The organism is Avibacterium volantium (assembly GCF_900635775.1).
In the GTDB taxonomy this organism is placed as follows: Bacteria; Pseudomonadota; Gammaproteobacteria; order Enterobacterales; family Pasteurellaceae; genus Avibacterium; species Avibacterium volantium.
Genome location: NZ_LR134167.1, coordinates 898,681 through 919,065 on the forward strand (window position 1 = coordinate 898,681; position 20,385 = coordinate 919,065).

The 20,385-nt window shown below is 41.4% G+C and carries 18 protein-coding genes; 14 read left to right on the forward strand and 4 right to left on the reverse strand.

Annotated elements, in window-relative coordinates; genetic code table 11:
• Nucleotides 1-9 precede the first annotated feature (9 nt).
• The 10 genes from glnB to ELZ61_RS04455 all read left to right on the forward strand — a co-directional run bounded on the left by glnB (nucleotide 10) and on the right by ELZ61_RS04455 (nucleotide 9,562).
• Nucleotides 10-348 carry a nitrogen regulatory protein P-II gene (gene glnB, locus ELZ61_RS04410; RefSeq protein ID WP_126371742.1) on the forward strand — a complete coding sequence of 113 codons (339 nt, stop codon included), beginning with the start codon at nucleotides 10-12 and terminating at the stop codon, nucleotides 346-348.
• Complete coding sequence (locus tag ELZ61_RS04415; RefSeq protein WP_126371743.1) at nucleotides 348-1,382, forward strand: AI-2E family transporter; 1,035 nt, start codon at nucleotides 348-350, stop codon at nucleotides 1,380-1,382. Before glnB ends, ELZ61_RS04415 begins: the two co-directional genes overlap by 1 nt.
• A 29-nt stretch (nucleotides 1,383-1,411) precedes the next feature.
• Nucleotides 1,412-2,377: a tetratricopeptide repeat protein gene (locus ELZ61_RS04420; RefSeq protein WP_126371745.1), complete on the forward strand. Its 966-nt coding sequence runs from the start codon at nucleotides 1,412-1,414 to the stop codon at nucleotides 2,375-2,377.
• Nucleotides 2,378-2,434: 57 nt separating this feature from the next.
• Nucleotides 2,435-3,208 carry a DUF2971 domain-containing protein gene (locus ELZ61_RS04425; RefSeq protein WP_126371747.1) on the forward strand — a complete coding sequence of 258 codons (774 nt, stop codon included), beginning with the start codon at nucleotides 2,435-2,437 and terminating at the stop codon, nucleotides 3,206-3,208.
• A 292-nt stretch (nucleotides 3,209-3,500) separates the two neighbouring features.
• On the forward strand, nucleotides 3,501-4,670 hold the full coding sequence (gene rlmN, locus ELZ61_RS04430; RefSeq protein ID WP_126371749.1) for a dual-specificity RNA methyltransferase RlmN: 1,170 nt from the start codon (nucleotides 3,501-3,503) through the stop codon (nucleotides 4,668-4,670).
• Nucleotides 4,671-4,700: 30 nt separating this feature from the next.
• Nucleotides 4,701-5,252: a type IV pilus biogenesis/stability protein PilW gene (gene pilW / locus ELZ61_RS04435; RefSeq protein WP_126371751.1), complete on the forward strand. Its 552-nt coding sequence runs from the start codon at nucleotides 4,701-4,703 to the stop codon at nucleotides 5,250-5,252.
• Nucleotides 5,253-5,480: 228 nt separating this feature from the next.
• Nucleotides 5,481-6,533: a RodZ domain-containing protein gene (locus ELZ61_RS04440; protein ID WP_126371753.1), complete on the forward strand. Its 1,053-nt coding sequence runs from the start codon at nucleotides 5,481-5,483 to the stop codon at nucleotides 6,531-6,533.
• A gap of 14 nt (nucleotides 6,534-6,547) precedes the next feature.
• Complete coding sequence (gene ispG, locus ELZ61_RS04445; RefSeq protein WP_126371755.1) at nucleotides 6,548-7,654, forward strand: flavodoxin-dependent (E)-4-hydroxy-3-methylbut-2-enyl-diphosphate synthase; 1,107 nt, start codon at nucleotides 6,548-6,550, stop codon at nucleotides 7,652-7,654.
• A 10-nt stretch (nucleotides 7,655-7,664) separates the two neighbouring features.
• Entirely contained in the window at nucleotides 7,665-8,933 is a 1,269-nt protein-coding gene (gene hisS, locus ELZ61_RS04450) for a histidine--tRNA ligase (protein WP_126371757.1), read from the forward strand.
• A 17-nt stretch (nucleotides 8,934-8,950) separates the two neighbouring features.
• Complete coding sequence (locus tag ELZ61_RS04455; protein ID WP_126371759.1) at nucleotides 8,951-9,562, forward strand: YfgM family protein; 612 nt, start codon at nucleotides 8,951-8,953, stop codon at nucleotides 9,560-9,562.
• Nucleotides 9,563-9,854: 292 nt separating this feature from the next.
• On the opposite strand, the gene era is transcribed toward ELZ61_RS04455, so the two are convergent.
• From era to lepA, 4 genes are read right to left on the reverse strand one after another with little or no spacing between them, the layout of a single operon-like run.
• Nucleotides 9,855-10,778, reverse strand: coding sequence for a GTPase Era (gene era / locus ELZ61_RS04460; RefSeq protein WP_103854019.1), 924 nt, complete (start codon nucleotides 10,776-10,778; stop codon nucleotides 9,855-9,857).
• On the reverse strand, nucleotides 10,775-11,461 hold the full coding sequence (gene rnc, locus ELZ61_RS04465; protein ID WP_103854020.1) for a ribonuclease III: 687 nt from the start codon (nucleotides 11,459-11,461) through the stop codon (nucleotides 10,775-10,777). Before rnc ends, era begins: the two co-directional genes overlap by 4 nt.
• Before the next feature lie 18 nt (nucleotides 11,462-11,479).
• Complete coding sequence (gene lepB, locus ELZ61_RS04470) at nucleotides 11,480-12,511, reverse strand: signal peptidase I (protein ID WP_126371761.1); 1,032 nt, start codon at nucleotides 12,509-12,511, stop codon at nucleotides 11,480-11,482.
• Nucleotides 12,512-12,523: 12 nt separating this feature from the next.
• Nucleotides 12,524-14,317, reverse strand: coding sequence for a translation elongation factor 4 (gene lepA, locus ELZ61_RS04475; protein ID WP_115249174.1), 1,794 nt, complete (start codon nucleotides 14,315-14,317; stop codon nucleotides 12,524-12,526).
• A 248-nt stretch (nucleotides 14,318-14,565) separates the two neighbouring features.
• On the opposite strand from lepA, the gene ELZ61_RS04480 reads away from it, so the two are divergent.
• From ELZ61_RS04480 to metK, 4 genes are all read left to right on the forward strand, one after another.
• Entirely contained in the window at nucleotides 14,566-16,518 is a 1,953-nt protein-coding gene (locus ELZ61_RS04480; RefSeq protein ID WP_126371763.1) for an LTA synthase family protein, read from the forward strand.
• A 135-nt stretch (nucleotides 16,519-16,653) separates the two neighbouring features.
• Nucleotides 16,654-17,556 (forward strand): CNNM family magnesium/cobalt transport protein CorC, encoded by a 903-nt coding sequence (gene corC, locus ELZ61_RS04485; RefSeq protein WP_126371765.1) that lies wholly within the window; start codon nucleotides 16,654-16,656, stop codon nucleotides 17,554-17,556.
• A complete protein-coding gene (gene lnt / locus ELZ61_RS04490; protein WP_126371768.1) occupies nucleotides 17,553-19,091 on the forward strand; it encodes an apolipoprotein N-acyltransferase in 1,539 nt (512 codons plus the stop codon). The genes corC and lnt overlap by 4 nt, the downstream gene beginning before the upstream one ends.
• Before the next feature lie 135 nt (nucleotides 19,092-19,226).
• Nucleotides 19,227-20,381: a methionine adenosyltransferase gene (gene metK / locus ELZ61_RS04495; RefSeq protein WP_115248588.1), complete on the forward strand. Its 1,155-nt coding sequence runs from the start codon at nucleotides 19,227-19,229 to the stop codon at nucleotides 20,379-20,381.
• The last annotated feature ends 4 nt before the right edge of the window (nucleotides 20,382-20,385 follow it).

Here is a 20,385-nt window from a genome sequence, read left to right on the forward strand (position 1 = left end):
AAAATCAAAATGAAAAAAATTGAAGCAATTATTAAACCGTTTAAACTTGATGATGTGCGTGAAACCTTGTCTGATATTGGGATCACAGGAATGACCGTAACTGAAGTGCGCGGTTTTGGACGCCAAAAAGGGCATACAGAGCTTTATCGTGGCGCGGAATATATGGTGGATTTTCTGCCAAAAGTCAAAATGGAAATTGTGATCCCTGATGAGCTGGTGGAGCAATGCATTCAAGCCATTATGGAAACCGCACAAACCGGTAAAATTGGCGATGGCAAAATTTTTGTCTATGATGTCGAACGTGTGATCCGTATCCGCACAGGCGAAGAAAACGAGGAAGCGGTGTAATGGATAAGCGTTTGCCGATCAGCCAGTTATTAATGGCGTTGTCTGCCTTAGTGGTAATTCTGGCTGGTGTGAAATTGGCAGGGGAAATTGTCGTGCCATTTTTACTTTCCCTGTTTATCGCCATTATTTGCTCTCCTGTGGTGAAGTTTATGACACAGCGTAAAGTTCCCCATTGGCTCGCACTTACCTTGCTATTTTTGATGATCTTGACGGTGTTTTTCTTTCTCGCCAGCCTTATTAATAGCACAGCACGGGAATTTACCCAGTCGATCCCGCAATATCGCCTATTGCTTTCGCAACGCTTAAACGAGCTTGCCACGATTACGCAGAGCTTGCATTTACCGCTGGATAATCTGCGCCAGCAAATTATGCAACACTTTGATCCCGCAATGATAATGAATGTTGCCAGCGGTTTTTTACTTAGTTTCTCTGGCGTGGTAACCAACGTTTTCGTACTGTTTCTCGTGGTGCTGTTTATGCTGCTAGAAGCCCCAACGGCAAAGCATAAATTTGCTGTGGCATTCAGCAAACCGAATCAAGTGGCACAGTACGAGGGCTACATTGACCGTATTCTAAAAGGTGTAATGGATTATCTCGGCGTGAAAACTCTCACCAGCCTTTTAACTGGCTTAGGCGTGTTTATTCTGCTGAAAATTTTTGATGTGCAATACGCCATTTTATGGGCAACGCTCAGTTTTCTGCTCAATTATGTCCCGAATATCGGCTCAATTATCGCCGCCATTCCTATTATCGTCCAAGCCTTATTGCTTAATGGCTTTTTCACCGGCATAGGCGTAACCATTGGGGTTATCAGCCTAAATATGATTATCGGCAACGTGCTTGAACCGCGAATGATGGGCAAAACCCTCGGGCTTTCCACCCTCGTGGTGTTCCTCTCTCTCTTATTTTGGGGCTGGTTGCTCGGCTCGGTGGGAATGTTCCTCTCCGTTCCTCTTACAATGGTACTCAAAATCGCCCTTGAAGCCAGCCCGGATACGGTGAAGTATGCCGCATTGCTTGGTGAAACGAAGTAATTTGATTAAATATTTTATAGGTGATCAATATGAATAATGCTAAGAAAGTTTTTAATGAAGGCTGGAAATTTTATAAAAAGGGTAATTTAGATGCTGCGATAGAGGCTTGGTCAAGTATAACTCGTGAGGATGATAGGGAATATTATGCAAAGAGTCGTTTGGGCTTAGGTCTTTTATATAAAAAAGCGGATGAGCAAGAAAAAGCCATAGAAGCTTGGTTAAGTATAACTCGTGAAGATAATAGGGAAATTTATGCAGGTAGTCGTTTAAATTTAGGTCTTTTATATAAAGAAATTAATAATCAAGAGAAAGCGATAGAAACTTGGTCAAATATAAGTTGTGAAGATAGTAAGGAGGCTTATGCGAAGAGTCGTTTTAATTTAGGTAATTTGTATAAAAATAATGGTGAAAGAGAAAAAGCAATAGAGGCTTGGTCAAGTATAACTCGTGAAGATGATAGAGAAATTTATGCAGATAGTCGTTTAAATTTAGGTCTTTTATATAAAGAAATTAATAATCAAGAGAAAGCGATAGAAACTTGGTCAAGCATAAGTTGTGAAGATAGTAAGGAGGTTTATGCGAAGAGCCGTTTTAATTTAGGTCTTTTATATAAAGAAATTAATAATCAAGAGAAAGCGATAGAAACTTGGTCAAACATAAGTTGTGAAGATAGTAAGGAGGTTTATGCGAAGAGCCATTTTAATTTAGGTGATTTATATAAAAATAATAATGAGGATAAAAAAGCAAAACAATGTTATAAAAATGTAATTAAAGTTGGGGATAGAGCTTTTGTTTATCAAGCTAATATCTTTTTAAGAATTTTAGAAATAAGTTCTGGTAATAATAAAGAGGAACTGGGAGAGTTATTTAAAAAAATAGATTTGATACTTGGAAATTTGTTTGTATATCCAAATAGGGGTTTAGTGGATTGTTCAGAAGTCGCTCACTATACTCGAGCTTCGACAGCACTTCTTTTATTGGAAAAAGATAAGTAAAAGGTTAGTAAGTTTCGATTAAGTTCAATCAGAGGCGTAAATGATCCAAAAGAAGGAATGATACTAAATGAATATTTAAACTTAGATAATTTCATTGAGCAAAGAGAGTTTATTTCTTTTATTAGTTGTTTTACTTTTAACCATGATAGCCTTAATCAGTTTAGACTTTATGGTAAAGAAAATAATAGAGAAGCCTCTGGCGTTAGTTTGGTTTTTAATGTAGATAATTTTTTTAGTTCTGAATATATAGATAGATTTTTACCTTTTTCAAATTTAGATAAGGATTCGGCTATTCTCGATGATAGTCCTGAAGAAAATAAGTTTCCTCTTTATCGTTGTATTTATATTGATCCTAAAAGTGATTATCTATCTATTGCTAAAAGAAGTAAGATTACTTTCTTTAGGCAGTATGAAGGTGGGAGAGAGAAATGGGAAGAATATCAAGATAAGTTAGAAAATATAGAGGATACTGTAAGGGTAAGTTTTAAATTAATTAAGGATATTATAGGTGAAATTAATACGAGTGATGATGTAGTCAAAGAATTATTACATGATATATTAATGCCTCTACAATATTTAGTTAAGCATTATGCTTTTGAGGAAGAACAAGAATGTAGAATGGTAAGCATACGTTCTTTAACAAAAGATTCGAACATAAAGGTTGATGAACAATTAAACTCTATGTATATAGAATATCCTGCTAGCGTTAGCGATGCTGTGAAAAAAGTTTATCTTTCTATTGGTGCTAGGGAGAAAGAGCATTTTTTCATTAGAAAATTGGGTGATCATAGAAAAGTTGTCCTTTCAGAAAACCCTTTCAGGCAAAAGTAAAAAATTTTCAAAAATCCCACCGCACTTTGTTTTTGAGATTTTATTGTTTTCTCTAAAATTTTTGCGATCGCTATCGCAAAGAAAGTGCGGTGGTTTTTCTTTTATTTTTCTTTTGGCTAAAATAGCGTTCAGGTTAGGCTGAAATTGCTAGATTAATCAAATAGAACTCTGTACAATCGCAACTCATTTTTTAAGCGGTAGAAACTTTCTTAATTTATAGCGGGTAAACTTAGCCTGAAAAAGCGAAAAAGTTTAGCTATATCAATGCCGTAATGTGTAATAACGAGGCTTTATGTTAGAACAGAATACAACTCAACAAGAAGGCTGCCAGCCTTCAGCAGAACCTAAGAAAAAAATCAATTTAATGAATTTAACACGCCAGCAAATGCGTGAATTTTTTCAAGAGTTAGGGGAAAAACCGTTTCGCGCGGATCAATTAGTCAAATGGATTTACCATTTTGGTGAAGACAATTTTGACAATATGACGAATATTAACAAGAAGTTACGCGAAAAATTAAAAGCCGTAGCGGAAATTAAAGCGCCAGAAGTGGCGGTGGAGCAGCGTTCTGCGGACGGCACAATTAAATGGGCAATGCAAGTGGGTGATCAGCAGGTGGAAACTGTGTATATTCCTGAAGCCGATCGTGCAACTCTTTGTGTGTCTTCCCAAGTGGGCTGTGCGTTGGCTTGTACTTTTTGTTCCACCGCGCAACAAGGGTTTAACCGCAATTTAACCGTATCAGAAATTATCGGACAAGTGTGGCGTGCATCAAAAATCATTGGTAATTTTGGTGTAACAGGTGTGCGTCCTATCACGAATGTTGTGATGATGGGAATGGGTGAGCCTTTGCTTAACGTGGCAAATGTAGTGCCAGCTATGGAAATTATGCTTGATGATTTTGCTTATGGTTTATCAAAACGCCGTGTTACCCTTTCCACTTCAGGGGTTGTGCCTGCGTTGGATAAATTGAGCGAAATGATTGATGTGGCATTGGCTATTTCTTTGCACGCACCGAATGATGAATTGCGTGATGAAATTGTGCCGCTCAATAAAAAATATAACATCAAAACCTTGATTGATTCCGTTAATCGTTATTTATCGGTGTCTAACGCCAATCACGGCAAAGTAACCATTGAATATGTGATGTTGGATCACGTTAATGACAGCATAGAACACGCGCATCAGTTAGCGGAAGTATTGAAAAATACACCTTGCAAGATCAATTTGATCCCTTGGAATCCGTTCCCTGAAGCGCCTTATGCGAAAAGTTCTAATACGCGTATTGATCGCTTCCAGAAAACGTTGATGGAATATGGCTTTACGGTGATTGTGCGTAAAACGCGTGGTGATGATATTGATGCCGCCTGCGGACAGTTAGCCGGTGATGTGATTGACCGCACGAAACGCACCGCACAGAAAAAGCGTTTTGGCAGCCCAATTAATGCAGTGCAAGTGCAATAAGTAGAAATTATCGACAAAGGAGAGAGAAAAATGAAAATGCGTCAATGTTATCTGGTTATGCTTTTTTCTCTCTTGCTTTGTGCTTGCGTTTCCCCACAAACAAGCAAAGAGGATTTTGACAAGCAACAAGCCGCGAAAGCCAGAGTGGAGCTGGGTATTGGTTATTTAGAACAGCGAGAGCTGAGTTTAGCCAAACAAAATTTGGATAAAGCCTTGGCTTATGCGCCTAATTATTATTTAGTGCATTCGGCGTTGGCTTATTTTTATCAACTACAAGGCGATAATGAGCGTGCAGAAAATGCTTATTTAACCGCGTTAAAATTAGATGATAGACAAGGCAACGTATTCAACAATTACGCCGTGTTTTTATGCAAACAAGGCCGTTTTACACAAGCCTATCAGCAATTTCAACAAGCCTTAAATTCACCCAATTATTATCAGCAAACGGATACCTACGAAAATCTCGCCCTTTGCGCTTTAGCAGAAAAAAATACCGCACTTTATCAGCAGTATCGGGAATTGCTAGAAAAAGCAGCACCAACCCGCGCCAAATTGCTGCCTTCAAGTGTGGTGCAACGATAAATTTCTCTTAGGTTTTTGGGAAAATTAAAGCCGTTTTTCATTGCTGATTTGAATCACCCAACTTTCTTTCTTAATTCGTAAGAAATTCATTGATTAATGGTTGCAAAACAGGAATGACAACTTTAAACTTTACCTTTTGAATTTTAACGCTGAGTGCCTTGATTTTCGCATTTTGTTAATGTGTCGCGCTGAGTGAAATCCTACAATTAAATTTTAAGAGAATTCCTTATGGCAACCTCAAATGAGAACCAAGAAACCATTCAACAAAGTTTAGGCGAACATTTTCGCCAAGCGCGAGAAGCATTAAATTTATCGTTAGAGGATGTTTCTAAACAACTCAATTTACGTCCTTCAATTTTAGAACGTTTGGAAAATAATGAGTTTACTCATAGTTCTATTTCAGCAACTTACATTAAAGGTTATATCCGCAATTACGCAAAATATTTGCGTTTACCTGAAAGCCTTTGGTCGTCCGTGGTAAATTCCCTTGAGGAAACAACAAAAAATGATTTAACTCGTGGTGTGCGAGCGACTCAAGCCGTGAATGAATATTCTTCACATAACCGTTGGATTGGTTGGGTATCAGCGATGGTGGTTATCGCTTTATTAGCTGTAACGGCACTTTGGTGGTGGGAAAACTATCAAAAATCCAATGCAGAACGTGATGATTTAGTGCAAAACTATGTGGAAACACAGCACACGCAAAATAATTCAACTTCACAAGAAAACCTGATTGTGCCTACACCTAAGCCGATCGAAGTAGAAAAAACAGCGCAAAATTCTACCGCACTTTCCCAATCTGTTGCGGTAGAACAAATTACGCCAGTGGAAGAAAATAACACAAGTGCGAAAGCGAGCGTAGAAAATGCGTCGCCACAGGTGGCAGCAGTTCAATCTGTGAGTGCAGAAAATACGGATCGCCAAGCGGCGCAATCTGAAACTTCAGCGCAGCTATTACAATCAGAGATGAATAAAATTAATACGGGTGAAAATCTCAGTACAATGGAAAGTGCGGTGGAAAATTCTGAAATTTCTACGCCAGCAATGAATAGTGTACTGCGTATTGAAATTACTGGTGCGAGCTGCTGGGTTCGTGTACGCGATGTCAATCGCAAAGTGTTAGCGGAAAAACTTTATAAACAAGGTGAAGTGCTGAATTTCAATCAAGACACTGCTTATGATTTAACCATTGGCGCACCAAGCAACGTAAAAATTACTTATAAAGGCGAGGCTTATCCACTTAAAGTTGATGGCCGTGTCGCTAAATTCAAATTGCAATAAGCAAAGAGATTACAATGTCGTCATTTAAACCGAATATTAAACGTCGTGAATCGACCAAAATTTATGTAGGCAAGGTGCCAGTGGGTGGTGATGCGCCGATTGCAGTGCAATCTATGACTAACACGCGTACCACAGACGTAGAAGCCACAGTCGCACAAATTAAAGCGCTTGAGCGTGTTGGGGCGGATATTGTGCGGGTTTCTGTACCCACAATGGACGCCGCAGAAGCCTTCAAATTAATCAAGCAACAAGTGAATGTGCCATTGGTGGCAGATATTCATTTTGATTATCGTATTGCTTTGAAAGTGGCGGAATACGGCGTGGATTGTTTGCGTATTAATCCCGGTAATATTGGGCGTGAAGATCGCATTCGTGCCGTGGTGGATTGTGCCAAAGATAAGAATATTCCTATCCGTATTGGTGTCAATGCGGGATCGTTGGAGCGTGATATTCAAGAGAAATTTGGTGAACCTACGCCTGAAGCCTTGCTAGAAAGCGCCTTACGTCACGTTGAGATCCTTGATCGTCTTAACTTCGATCAATTTAAAGTGAGCGTGAAGGCATCTGATGTTTTCCTTGCGGTAGAAAGTTATCGTTTATTGGCAAAAGCGATCAAACAGCCGCTGCATTTAGGGATCACTGAAGCTGGAGGCGCAAGAGCGGGGGCTGTCAAATCCGCTGTTGGCTTAGGAATGTTATTGGCGGAAGGTATCGGTGATACCTTACGTGTTTCGTTAGCGGCTGATCCTGTTGAAGAAATTAAAGTGGGGTTTGATATTTTGAAATCCTTGCGCATTCGTTCACGCGGGATTAATTTTATTGCTTGCCCAACTTGTTCTCGTCAAGAATTTGACGTGATCGGCACGGTGAATGCCCTTGAACAACGCCTTGAGGACATCATCACGCCAATGGACGTATCGATCATTGGCTGCGTGGTAAATGGACCAGGCGAGGCACTGGTATCTGACCTTGGCGTTACTGGTGGCAACAAGAAAAGCGGTTATTATGTTGATGGTGAACGCCAAAAAGAACGTTTTGATAATGAAGATTTAATCAATCAATTAGAAGCAAAGATTCGTGCTAAAGTGGCACAACAAGATCCAAAAAATCGAATTATTTAAGGAAAATATTGTGGCGAAAACAATTCAAGCAATTCGTGGAATGAATGATTGTTCCCCAACGGAAAGCCCGTTGTGGCAATGGGTGGAAAGCAAGGTTCGTAATGTTTTACAAAGTTATGGTTATTCTGAAGTACGTATGCCGATTGTGGAAAGCACCCCGCTTTTTGCGCGTGCTATCGGTGAAGTTACCGATGTGGTTTCAAAAGAAATGTACACCTTTTGGGATAATGATGAACAGCTTACCCTTCGCCCTGAAGGCACAGCAGGTTGCGTACGCGCTGCCATTGAACACGGTTGGATTTATAATAACGAACAGCGTTTGTGGTATATGGGGCCAATGTTCCGCCACGAACGCCCACAAAAAGGGCGCTATCGTCAGTTCCATCAAGCTGGGGTAGAAGTGTTTGGTATTGCGAATCCTGAAATTGACGCGGAATTAATCTTGCTTACCGCGCGTTTATGGAAAGAATTAGGCATTGATCAGCACGTCAGCTTACAGCTTAATTCTATTGGTTCATTAGAAGCGCGTAAAAATTATCGTTCTGCGTTGGTTGAATTTTTACAGCAACATATTGATTTATTAAGCGATGAAGAAAAAGAGCGGTTAGAAAAAAATCCGTTGCGTATTTTGGATAGCAAAAATCAAGCGTTGCAAGAAGTGCTTAACGGCGCGCCTAAATTGCTAGATTATTTAGATGAAGAAAGTCGCACGCATTTTGCCCAGCTTTGTACCTTGCTTGATGAAATGGGCATTGTTTATGAAGTGAATCCAAAATTAGTGCGCGGTTTGGATTATTACAACAAAACTGTGTTTGAGTGGGTAACCAGCGCCCTCGGCGCACAAGGCACAGTGTGCGGTGGTGGCCGTTATGATGGCTTGGTTGAACAGCTTGGTGGACACGCCACCACAGGCGTTGGCTTTGCAATGGGCTTAGAGCGTTTAGTCTTATTGGTGCAAGAAGTAAATCAGAATATTGACCTGCCAAGAGCGGTGGATATTTATGTGGTTCATACAGGAGAAGGCACAACCTTGCCGGCTTTCCAATTGGCCGAAAAACTTCGCACAGATTTACCGCACTTACGCACAATGACACATTGTAGCGGCGGAAATTTCAAGAAACAGTTTAAGCGCGCAGATAAAGTGGGCGCAAAATTTGCCCTTGTTATTGGCGAAAGTGAAGCACAAAATCAGCAAGTGGTGGTCAAAGATTTGCTTGGTGGCGAACAGCAAGTTTTAGCGCAAGCTGATGTGGTAGATTTTTTAAAGACAGCACCTTAATAAGGTAAGGAAACATTATGGCTTATAGCATTGAAGAAGAACAAGAACTGAATGAACTGAAAACGTGGTGGAAAGAAAATGGCAAATTGATTGTCGCGATTTTCGTGCTAACCCTTGCGGGCGTTTTTGGTTGGCGTTATTGGCAATCTCATCAAATTGCACAAAATCAACAACGTTCAGTGCAGTATGAGCAACTTGTTAGCCAATTTCAGGCGGATAAAGCGAACGTGGGGAGTGTAGAACAATTCGCACAAAGCAATGACAAAACTGCTTATGCCGTGTTTGCCTTATTAGATGCCGCCAGTATTTCTGTGCAAAAACAAGATTTCGCGCAAGCAGAAAATTTATTAAAGCAAGCGTTAGCCAATGCAGATGATGACATTTTACGCTCGGTCAGTGCATTACGCTTGGCGGCCGTGCAGTTCCAGAAGCAGCAATTTGATAATGCCTTAGCTTCGCTTGATCAAGTTAAAGGGGACGCGTGGAATAGCGCAGCATTCTTATTAAAAGGCGATATTCAACTCGCCAAAGGCGATAAAGAAAGTGCCAAAGCCAGTTTTGAACAAGGTCTAAAAAATGCCAGCCCAGTGGAAACAGATTTAATCCAAGTGCGGTTGAATAATTTATAATTTTCTAAGGCTTGCAAGTGCAAGCCTTTTTTATAACTAAATTTGGTTGGCTATGAATAGTGTATGTGGTCAAAGCAGCGGAATAGCGAAAATATTCTCTATATCTCTCGTGATATAACAGATAAGTCCGTTATTGTTAGGCTGTTAGTATTTAAGCTATTCTTTAGCTGTATGTAATGCTCTATAGAATTATATGGAGATTGAAAATCCACATGTGTTACATGTGGATTGTTGGCTTTATACCATAGACAAAAGGAAAGAAAGCAGCAATACAAGTTTAATCGCTTTGCGTCTATTCTTCCATATACCCCAGACTGCGCAAGGCGCGTTCGTCATCAGCCCAGCCTGATTTCACTTTCACCCAGAGTTCTAAATGGACTTTGTTGTCAAATAAGCGTTCCATATCGGCGCGTGCTTCTGTACCGATCACTTTGATTTTTTGCCCTTTGTTACCGATAACCATTTTTTTCTGACCATCACGTTCAACCAAAATCAGCGCGTTGATTTCATAAGTGCCGCGTTCGTTCGTTTTGAACTGTTCGATTTCAACAGTTACGGAATAAGGCAGCTCTTCGCCCATAAAACGCATTAATTTTTCCCGAATGATTTCAGATGCCATAAAGCGTTGTGAACGGTCGGTAACGTAATCTTCAGGGAAATGATGTACGCCCTCGCGCAAGGATTCACGCACAATTTTTTCCAGTTCTTGCACATTGTTACCACGTTGTGCAGAAATAGGAATAATGGCTTTAAAATCAAATTTTTGGCTGATTTCGGTGATAAATGGCAGTAAATCCTCTTTATCTTTGATATTGTCGATTTTATTTATCGCCAACACCACAGGTGCTTTAGCACGGCGCAGTTTATTTAGCACCATTTCATCATCGGCATTCCAATGCGTGCCGTCCACCACGAAAATAATTAAATCCACATCGCCAATGGCACTACTTGCTGCGCGGTTCATTAAGCGGTTAATGGCGCGTTTTTCTTCAATATGCAGCCCTGGGGTGTCCACATAAATGGCTTGATAAGGGCCGTCTGTTTGAATGCCTAAAATGCGGTGGCGAGTCGTTTGTGCTTTTCTTGATGTAATGGAAATTTTTTGCCCTAAGATTTTGTTTAATAAGGTAGATTTCCCCACATTTGGACGCCCTACGATAGCAATAAATCCGCAGTAGGTTGGCTGTTCTTGGTGATGTTCTGTTGTTTGTGTCATTTTATATCCAATATTTTTAAGATTTGTTCTGCGGCGGCTTGTTCCGCTTTACGGCGGCTTGAACCTACGCCAATAAAAGTGCGGTCAATTTTTTTGATTTTTTCCACACGACATTCTACGGTAAAGGTTTGGTTATGCGCTTCCCCTTTAATATCAATTACTTTGTAGCTCGGCAAAGGGAAATGGGACGCTTGCAAATATTCCTGTAAGCGAGTTTTGGGGTCTTTTTGGTTTTCCCCTGGTTTGATATTTTTTAGCAGATCTTGATACCATTTTCGCGTAACTTGCGTACTCGTTGGCAGATCTTGATCAAGCGAAATTGCCCCAATAATGGCTTCCACGCAATCAGCTAAAATAGATTCACGGCGAAAACCACCGCTCTTTAATTCGCCCGGCCCAAGCAGCATATATTCGCCTAGCTCAAATTCTCGCGCCAGTTGGGCAAGGGTGGGTTCGCGCACAAGGGTGGCTCGCATACGGCTGAGCTCCCCCTCGTTGCATTTTGGAAATTGCTGATACAAAGCATCTGCAATGGTGTAGTTTAAAATCGCATCGCCTAAAAATTCCAAGCGTTCATTGTGATTTTTCGCCGCACTTCGGTGTGTCAGTGCTTGCTTAAGCCAATTAATATCTTGGAATTGATAGCCAATTTTACGCTGTAAGCGTTCTAAGTTTTTTGTCATTATTCTGATTATTCGATTTTATTCAATTTTGCTAAACATTCTTTCAAAGCGCAGACCGGTTGGCCATTCGCCTTGTTTTTTATCAAGGCTTAACCAAATATATTTCGCTTTGCCGACAATATTTTTCTCTGGCACAAAGCCCCAAAAACGGCTGTCTGCACTGTGATTGCGGTTATCCCCCATCACAAAATATTCCCCTTCTGGCACAACCCATTCGGTGATGTAATTTTGCTGGTTGCGATAACCTTGATACAAGTAAGTGGCATTCGGCGGTTGTGGATCCCAATGAATTTGGTGGGTTACATCGCCTGTTTCGGTTACTTTTAACGGGTGAACATTGCTATATACCGGCTTACCTTGGCGATCTTGCCCGATGATAATATTAAAATCCGCATCAGGCTGCGGTTCGCTATAAGTAAACGCTTTAGTTACGCAATTTTCCGTACATTCTTTGCCGTCTTTACCATAAGTAATCGTAATATGGCGATCCGCTTCGTTATATTCAATGCGATCCCCTGGAACGCCGATAATGCGTTTAATGTAATCCACATTTGGCTCTGGTGGCGCTTTAAATACGATAATATCGCCACGCTGTGGCTTGCCTGTTTCGATCAAGGTATTTTGAAAAACGGGATCTTTAATGCCGTAAGCATATTTTTCCACCAGTAAGAAATCGCCTACACGCAAAGTGGGTTCCATTGAGCCAGATGGAATCTGGAATGGCTCAAATAAGAAAGAACGCAAAATCAAAACAAAGGCAAGCACAGGAAAAAGTGAAGCTAAAAACTCACCGCTCTCTGAAATGGGTTCGATTTTCGCTTTTTCCTCTTCGCTTAACGATTTTCCGCTACGCTGTTCAACGCGCTGAATTTGGCGTTCACGCTTAGGTTGCACCGCAAAACGATAATAAGCCCAAAGTGCGCCACAAAGTGCGGTTAATAAAATCAATAAAATGGTGAAAGTATTTGGCAAGCCTAAATGCTCCAACCATTTCCATATTCCATAGCCTGCGGCAATTAATAGAATAAAAAATATGTTTGATTTTGACATTCTCTTTCCTTGTTAATCTTTGCCAACGTGTAAAATGGCTAAAAACGCTTCTTGTGGCACTTCAACGTTACCCAAAGACTTCATTCGTTTTTTACCTTCTTTTTGTTTTTGTAACAGTTTTTTCTTACGGCTTACGTCCCCGCCATAACATTTGGCGAGTACGTTTTTACGCAACTGTTTCACTGTTGAACGTGCGATAATGTGGTTACCAATGGCTGCTTGGATCGCAATATCAAATTGCTGACGCGGAATCAGCTCACGCATTTTTTCCACCAATTCACGTCCACGATAAGGGGCGTTATCTTTGTGGACAATCAACGCCAGCGCATCAACACGTTCACCGTTGATCATAATATCCACACGCACCATATCGGAGGCTTGGAAACGTTTGAAACCATAATCCAATGAAGCATAACCGCGCGAAGTGGATTTTAAGCGATCGAAGAAATCCAGCACCACTTCACCCATTGGAATTTCATAAGTCAGCGCGACTTGGTTGCCGTGATATACCATATTGGTCTGCACGCCACGTTTTTCAACGCACAGAGTGATCACGTTACCCAAATAAGTTTGCGGCAACAGCATATTACATTCCGCAATCGGCTCACGAATTTCGCTAATATTATTCAATGGTGGCAATTTTGATGGGCTATCCACATAGATCACTTCACCGTTAGTTTGCAACACTTCATAAACTACGGTTGGCGCGGTGGTGATTAAATCAAGATTATATTCACGTTCTAAACGCTCTTGAATAATCTCCATATGCAATAAGCCTAAGAAACCGCAACGGAAACCAAAACCAAGTGCGGTGGAATTTTCTGGCTCATAGAATAAAGAGGCATCGTTTAGGCTTAATTTACCTAGCGCATCGCGGAAGGCTTCATAATCGTCCGAACTAATTGGGAATAAACCCGCATAAACCTGTGGTTTTACTTTCTTAAAGCCCGGTAACGCGGTGCTTGCAGGATTATTGTGTAGGGTTAAGGTATCCCCTACTGGCGCGCCTAAAATATCTTTAATGGCACACACGACCCAGCCCACTTCACCGCAGTTTAACACTTGGGTATCCACTTGTTTCGGGGTGAAAATCCCTAAGCGATCCACGTTGTAAGATTGTCCAGTGGACATCACTTTGATTTTATCGCCTTTGCGTAACGTACCGTTTTTAATACGCACGAGAGAAACCACGCCAAGATAGTTATCGAACCAAGAGTCAATAATCAAGGCTTGCAATGGGGCATCAGGATCGCCCTCAGGTGCGGGAATTTTTTTCACAATGTCTTCTAGCACATCTTCAATGCCCTGCCCTGTTTTGGCAGAACAACGCACGGCGTCCATCGCATCAATGCCAACAATGTCTTCAATTTCTTCCGCCACACGTTCTGGCTCAGCGGCAGGCAAGTCGATTTTGTTTAACACAGGCACCACTTCCAAATCCATTTCAATGGCGGTATAGCAGTTTGCCAAGGTTTGTGCTTCAACACCTTGCCCAGCATCCACCACAAGCAATGCCCCCTCACAAGCAGCAAGGGAACGTGAAACTTCATAAGAAAAATCCACGTGTCCGGGGGTGTCGATAAAATTCAGCTGATAGGTTTCGCCGTCTTTCGCTTTATAATTGAGCGTTACGCTTTGCGCTTTAATGGTGATCCCACGCTCACGCTCTAAATCCATTGAATCTAATACTTGTTCCGCCATTTCACGGTCGGACAGCCCACCACAGGTTTGAATTAAACGATCGGAAAGGGTTGATTTCCCGTGGTCAATATGCGCAATGATTGAAAAGTTACGAATGTTCTTCATATTTTATAAATAAACTAAACTCTAAAATTTGACAAAATTTAACTGGGCGATTGTACCTGAATATGCGTTGCTATGCTATATGAAAGGGAAAGTATTTCTGTGTTTGGAAGATTTCGTGAAGAAAACATTAATGCTTTTGAGCGTTTGAATTTATTTTTTTGTTTTAAATAAAAAAAGCAAGCAATTACAAGAACTTTTATCATTCTTACCGCTCTAACAAGCACAAACTTTTTCTTTTTAGGAATATTATGAATCGCCTTAAAAAACGACTTGGTGCGTTTTTCCCTATTTTTATTTTTGTCTGCATTAATCTCGTTATTTTATCTATTAGCCGATTATTATTTAGCATTTGGCAAGCCGATCGCATTTCAGCCATTAATGGCTGGCTTCCACTATTCTTACAAGGCATCAGGATTGATGTAGCAAGCCTATGCTGGTTATTTGCCTTGCCTATTTTGCTTACCTGCTTTTTTGCTGGCAATGGTTCAATGGGACGGCTGGTAAATGGCTTTGTGCGCATATGGCTCGTGTTAAGTAGTGTGTTTATTATTTTTATGGAAATTGCCACACCTGCTTTTATCGAAACCTATGATTTCCGCCCAAACCGTTTGTTTGTAGAATATTTGGTCAATCCAAAAGAAGTGTTTACTATGCTCGCAAATGGCCATATTCTGGCGTTAATTTTGACTCCAATTTTGACCGCACTTTTTGCTTATGGCTTCTGGCGATTGTCCGCTAATTTATGGAAAAATGTGCCTTATCCAAAATGGTATTGGCGGCCTGTGGTGTTCTTGCTTGTCGGCGCACTGACCTTTATTGGCGCGAGATCAAGTTTTCAGCATCGCGGTATTAACCCAGCAATGGTGGCATTTTCTTCTGATCCCTTAGTGAATTCTTTGGTATTAAATTCCAGCTATTCCGTAATGTTTGCCATTCAGCAAATGAAAGACGAAGATCGCTCTTCTGAAATTTACGGCAAAATGCCATTAGACGAAGTAGTCGCTACGCTGAAACAAGTGAGAAACCGCCCTGAAAGCGACTATATTTCTGACAGCTTGCCAACAATGACGAAAAACGTGGCGAGCTATCAAGGCAAGCCAAAAAATTTAGTGATTATTTTGGAAGAAAGCCTTGGCGCGCAATTCGTCCAAACCCTAGGCGGCAAGCCCCTTTCTCCGTATTTTGATGAATTGGCAAAAGAAGGCTGGCTGTTTGAGAATCTTTATGCCACAGGCACGCGCTCTGTACGCGGTATTGAAGCTATAACGGCAGGTTTTCCTCCAACTCCAGCCCGTTCGGTAGTGAAATTATCGGGTTCGCAAAATAATTTCTTCACTATTGCTGATTTCTTAAAGCAACAAGGATATCAAACTTCCTTCATCTATGGCGGAGAAAAGCACTTCGACAATATGGCGAGTTTTTTCTATGGCAATGGTTTTGAAACCATTATTGATGAAAAAGATTATAAAAATCCACGCTTTACCGCAACTTGGGGGGTAAGTGATGAAGATCTTTTTGCCAAAGCCAATGAGCAATTTAGCCAATGGCAAACAAGTGGCAAACCATTTTTTAGTCTGGTGTTTACGTCTAGCAATCACGATCCTTTCGAGTTTCCTGATGGCAAAATTGAACTTTATGAACAGCCTAAGCAAACTCGTAACAATGCTGCGAAATACGCCGATTATGCCTTGGGGTATTTTTTCCAATTAGCGAAAAAATCCAATTATTGGCAAGATACCGTGTTTTTAGTGATTGCCGATCACGATTCGCGCGTGAATGGCAGCACCTTAGTGCCAATCAAGCATTTCCATATTCCAGCTCTGATTTTAGGGGAAGGCATTGCACCACGCCGTGATAACCGTTTAGTGAGTCAAATTGATATGCCGACCACCTTGCTTTCGTTGATCGGAGCGAGTGGCAATTATCCAATGATCGGCTATGATTTAACCCAGCCGCAAGATCCAAACCGTGCACTAATGCAATTTGACCGCACAATGGCTTATCGCAAAGGGGACGATGTGGCAATTTTACAGCAAAATCAACCTGTACAAGGCTTCCGTTATGATGAGCAAGCAGGAAAGCTCATTCCAGCTGAAATTCCCGAAGCAATGAAAAAAGAAGCCTTAGCTTACGCCTTGTGGGGTAGCTATGCTTATAAGCAAAAGCTGTATCGCACGATGCCAGCTACAAAATCGAAATAAAACAAAGTGCGGTGCTTTTTGACGGAATTTTTCTTTCAATATAAGAAAATCTTCCCTGCCCCTTGCTCAGTGGTTAAGTTTTGATATGATAGCCCGACTATTTTTTCATAAACCAAGAAGATAAGAGATAACAAAATGGCCGATGATAGCCAAAATACTGGCTTAGAAACAGCAAACAAAAAGAGCTTTTTACATTCTCTTTTTGGGCGATTTTTCCAAGGTGAGCTGAAAAATCGTGAGGAATTGGTGGAGGTGATCCGTGATTCCGAACAAAATGAATTAATCGATCAAGATACCCGTGAGATGATCGAAGGGGTAATGGAAATCGCTGAATTGCGCGTGCGTGATATTATGATCCCGCGCTCGCAAATTGTGTTTATTGAAACAGATCAGGATCTGGATTCTTGCTTGGAAACCATTATTGAAAGCGCTCACTCACGTTTTCCTGTGATCACGGACGAAAAAGACAACATCGCCGGGATTTTACACGCCAAAGAATTGCTCAAATTTTTGCGTTCTAATGCCGAAGAATTTGATTTACTTTCTCTGCTTCGCCCTGTGGTGATCGTGCCAGAAAGTAAGCGGGTGGACAGAATGTTAAAAGATTTCCGTTCCGAACGTTTTCATATGGCCATTGTGGTAGACGAATTTGGTGCGGTGTCAGGCTTGGTAACCATTGAAGATATTTTGGAGCAAATCGTTGGCGACATTGAAGATGAATTTGATGAAGAAGACGTGGCGGATATTCGTCAGCTTTCTCGTCATACTTATGCCGTGCGTGCATTAACGGATATTGAAGACTTCAACCAGCAATTCCACACCCATTTTGCCGATGAAGAAGTGGATACCGTGGGCGGCGTGGTAATGCAAGCCTTTGGTCATTTGCCGAAGCGGGGCGAAGAAATCACCCTTGAAAACCTGCACTTCAAAGTTACTTCAGCAGACAGTCGCCGCATTATTCAGTTGCGAGTTACCGTGCCTGATGAATGTTTGGAAGAAATGGAAACTCACGAAGAAAATAACGATAACACTCAATGAAATCAGCATTAATTTATCTCATTGCTTTATTGTCAGGGGGATTAGGCGTTTTTGCCTTTTCTCCTTTTGATTTTTGGGGTGCGGCCTATGTTTCCCTATTGGGATTATTATGGGTGGTAAAAACAACGAAAAAAAGCACCGCACTTTGTGGCGCATTTTTATGGGGCTTGAGCTTTTTTACTTTTGGGGTGAATTGGCTACACGTTAGTATTCACCAATTTGGCGGTTCACCTTTGTGGCTCAGCTATATTTTGGTGGTGCTGCTGGCGGCTTATCTTGCCCTGTTTCCAACGTTATTTGCTTATTTAATTCAACGCTTTAAGGTGAATAATCTGGCACTTTATCCCGTGCTTTGGACATTCACCGAATTTTTACGCGGTTGGTTATTTACTGGCTTTCCGTGGTTGCAATTTGGCTACACACAAATCGACAGTCCATTTTCGGGGCTTGCGCCCATCTTTGGTGTACAAGGGCTAACTTTCTTTGTAATGTGGGTAAGTGCGGTGCTTTTTTCGCTGATTTCTCACTTATTACAAAAAGATAAAAAATGGTTGGTGATCACTTCACAATCGGCGTTGTGTTTAATCGTAAGCGGTTTAGCGATCTGGTCATCGTCCGCCAATTATACGCAAGAAAAGCCAGAAAAAGCCTTAACCATCACCCTTGTGCAAGGAAATATTGAACAAAATTTGAAGTGGGATCCTGAATACCTCAACGCCACGCTAGAGATTTATAGCCGTCTTATCGCACAACATTTAGGTAAAAGCGATCTGATCATTCTGCCTGAAGCCGCACTGCCAACGCTCGAAAATCGTATTCAGCCGTTTTTAGCTTCCTTGCAACAAGTGGCACAAAACACCGGCACGCAAGTGATGATAGGCACCATTTACCAAGACTGGCAAAAAGGGAAATTATTCAATTCCATCATAAACTTAGGCGATCCTGATTTACCTTATAGCGAGCAAACCAGCAACCGCTATAACAAACATCATCTTGTGCCATTTGGTGAATATGTACCGTTGGAAAGTTTGCTGCGTCCTCTAGGCTCAGTGTTTAATTTGCCGATGTCAGCGTTCCAATCAGGGGAAGAAATTCAGCAACCATTTTTAGCCAAACAGCGTAAATTCACCCCTGCCATTTGTTATGAAATTATTTTTGGTGCGCAAGTGCAGAAAAATCTGCACGCAGAAACGGATTTCTTACTGACCATTTCCAATGATGCGTGGTTCGGTAACAGCATTGGCCCTTGGCAACATTTGCAAATGGCCAGAGTGCGTGCGTTAGAATTAGGCAAGCCTGAAATTCGTGCCACCAACACAGGGATTACGGTATTTATTAATGCTCAAGGTAAAGTGATTGCCCAAGCGCCACAGTTCGTGGAAACCACGCTAACCCAGCGTATTGCACCAACCGTAGGTAAAACCCCTTATGCACAATTAGGTGATATGCCATTGTATTTATTGTGCTTTTTGCTAGTAATATTGCGTGGTGTGAATCTCTTGTTGTGGCGAATGATGCGTAAAAGAGCGGTGTAAATTTTGCTCATTTTTTCTTTTGTAGAAGCAAGTGTGCAAATGAATTAATGCTTGCTTTCTAAACGAAAAAGCGTATTATAGCCGTCTAGACGCAAAAACATCTAAACAAATTTAATTGAAAATTTAAGGAAAGCTATGTCATCGTATTTATTTACTTCTGAATCTGTGTCAGAAGGGCACCCAGATAAAATTGCCGATCAGATTTCTGACGCGGTGTTAGACGAAATTTTAAAACAAGATCCGAAAGCCCGTGTGGCCTGTGAAACCTATGTAAAAACAGGTATGGCGCTTGTGGGCGGCGAAATCACCACTTCAGCTTGGGTGGATATTGAAAATCTTACCCGCCAAGTAATTTGTGATATTGGTTACAAGCACTCTGATATGGGCTTTGATGGCCATTCTTGTGCGGTGTTAAACGCCATTGGCAAACAATCTTCCGATATTAATCAAGGCGTGGATCGTGAAAGTCCGTTAGATCAAGGGGCGGGCGACCAAGGCATTATGTTTGGTTATGCCACCAATGAAACCGAAGTGTTAATGCCTGCGGCGATTACCTATGCACACCGCTTAATGGAACGCCAAGCGCAAGTGCGTAAAGACGGCACTTTGCCTTGGTTACGTCCAGATGCGAAAAGCCAAGTTACACTAAAATATGAAAACGACAAAATTGTTGGCATTGATGCGGTGGTGCTTTCCACTCAACACGCTGAGGAAATCAGCCAAAATGCCTTGCACGAAGCGGTAATGGAAGAAATCATCAAGCCGGTGTTGCCAAGTGAATGGCTCGGCAAAGACACCAAATATTTTATCAATCCAACAGGACGTTTTGTGATTGGTGGCCCAATGGGGGATTGCGGTTTAACAGGGCGTAAAATTATCGTGGATACTTACGGCGGTGCAGCGCGCCACGGTGGTGGTGCATTCTCAGGTAAAGATCCATCAAAAGTGGATCGCTCAGCTGCCTATGCTGCACGCTATGTAGCGAAAAACATTGTTGCCGCTGGCTTAGCGGATCGTTGTGAAATTCAGCTTTCTTATGCCATCGGCGTGGCAGAGCCAACGTCTATTATGGTGGAAACCTTTGGTACGGGCAAAGTGAGCAATGAATTGTTGGTAAATTTAGTGCGTGAATTTTTTGATTTACGTCCTTACGGCTTAATCAAAATGCTTGATCTGATCCAACCAATCTACCGCCAAACAGCTGCTTACGGTCACTTCGGACGTGAACAATTCCCTTGGGAAAAAACAGACCGCGCCGCAGAATTAAGAGCGGCAGCTGGGTTGAAATAAATTA

What these genes read in the sequence shown, in the direction of transcription:
- glnB (WP_126371742.1), top strand. Translation starts at nt 10, where the DNA reads ATGAAAAAAATTGAAGCAATTATTAAACCGTTTAAACTTGATGATGTG.
- ELZ61_RS04415 (WP_126371743.1), top strand. Translation starts at nt 348, where the DNA reads ATGGATAAGCGTTTGCCGATCAGCCAGTTATTAATGGCGTTGTCTGCC.
- ELZ61_RS04420 (WP_126371745.1), top strand. Translation starts at nt 1,412, where the DNA reads ATGAATAATGCTAAGAAAGTTTTTAATGAAGGCTGGAAATTTTATAAA.
- ELZ61_RS04425 (WP_126371747.1), top strand. Translation starts at nt 2,435, where the DNA reads ATGATACTAAATGAATATTTAAACTTAGATAATTTCATTGAGCAAAGA.
- rlmN (WP_126371749.1), top strand. Translation starts at nt 3,501, where the DNA reads ATGTTAGAACAGAATACAACTCAACAAGAAGGCTGCCAGCCTTCAGCA.
- pilW (WP_126371751.1), top strand. Translation starts at nt 4,701, where the DNA reads ATGAAAATGCGTCAATGTTATCTGGTTATGCTTTTTTCTCTCTTGCTT.
- ELZ61_RS04440 (WP_126371753.1), top strand. Translation starts at nt 5,481, where the DNA reads ATGGCAACCTCAAATGAGAACCAAGAAACCATTCAACAAAGTTTAGGC.
- ispG (WP_126371755.1), top strand. Translation starts at nt 6,548, where the DNA reads ATGTCGTCATTTAAACCGAATATTAAACGTCGTGAATCGACCAAAATT.
- ELZ61_RS04455 (WP_126371759.1), top strand. Translation starts at nt 8,951, where the DNA reads ATGGCTTATAGCATTGAAGAAGAACAAGAACTGAATGAACTGAAAACG.
- era (WP_103854019.1), bottom strand. Translation starts at nt 10,778, where the DNA reads ATGACACAAACAACAGAACATCACCAAGAACAGCCAACCTACTGCGGA.
- rnc (WP_103854020.1), bottom strand. Translation starts at nt 11,461, where the DNA reads ATGACAAAAAACTTAGAACGCTTACAGCGTAAAATTGGCTATCAATTC.
- lepB (WP_126371761.1), bottom strand. Translation starts at nt 12,511, where the DNA reads ATGTCAAAATCAAACATATTTTTTATTCTATTAATTGCCGCAGGCTAT.
- lepA (WP_115249174.1), bottom strand. Translation starts at nt 14,317, where the DNA reads ATGAAGAACATTCGTAACTTTTCAATCATTGCGCATATTGACCACGGG.
- ELZ61_RS04480 (WP_126371763.1), top strand. Translation starts at nt 14,566, where the DNA reads ATGAATCGCCTTAAAAAACGACTTGGTGCGTTTTTCCCTATTTTTATT.
- corC (WP_126371765.1), top strand. Translation starts at nt 16,654, where the DNA reads ATGGCCGATGATAGCCAAAATACTGGCTTAGAAACAGCAAACAAAAAG.
- lnt (WP_126371768.1), top strand. Translation starts at nt 17,553, where the DNA reads ATGAAATCAGCATTAATTTATCTCATTGCTTTATTGTCAGGGGGATTA.
- metK (WP_115248588.1), top strand. Translation starts at nt 19,227, where the DNA reads ATGTCATCGTATTTATTTACTTCTGAATCTGTGTCAGAAGGGCACCCA.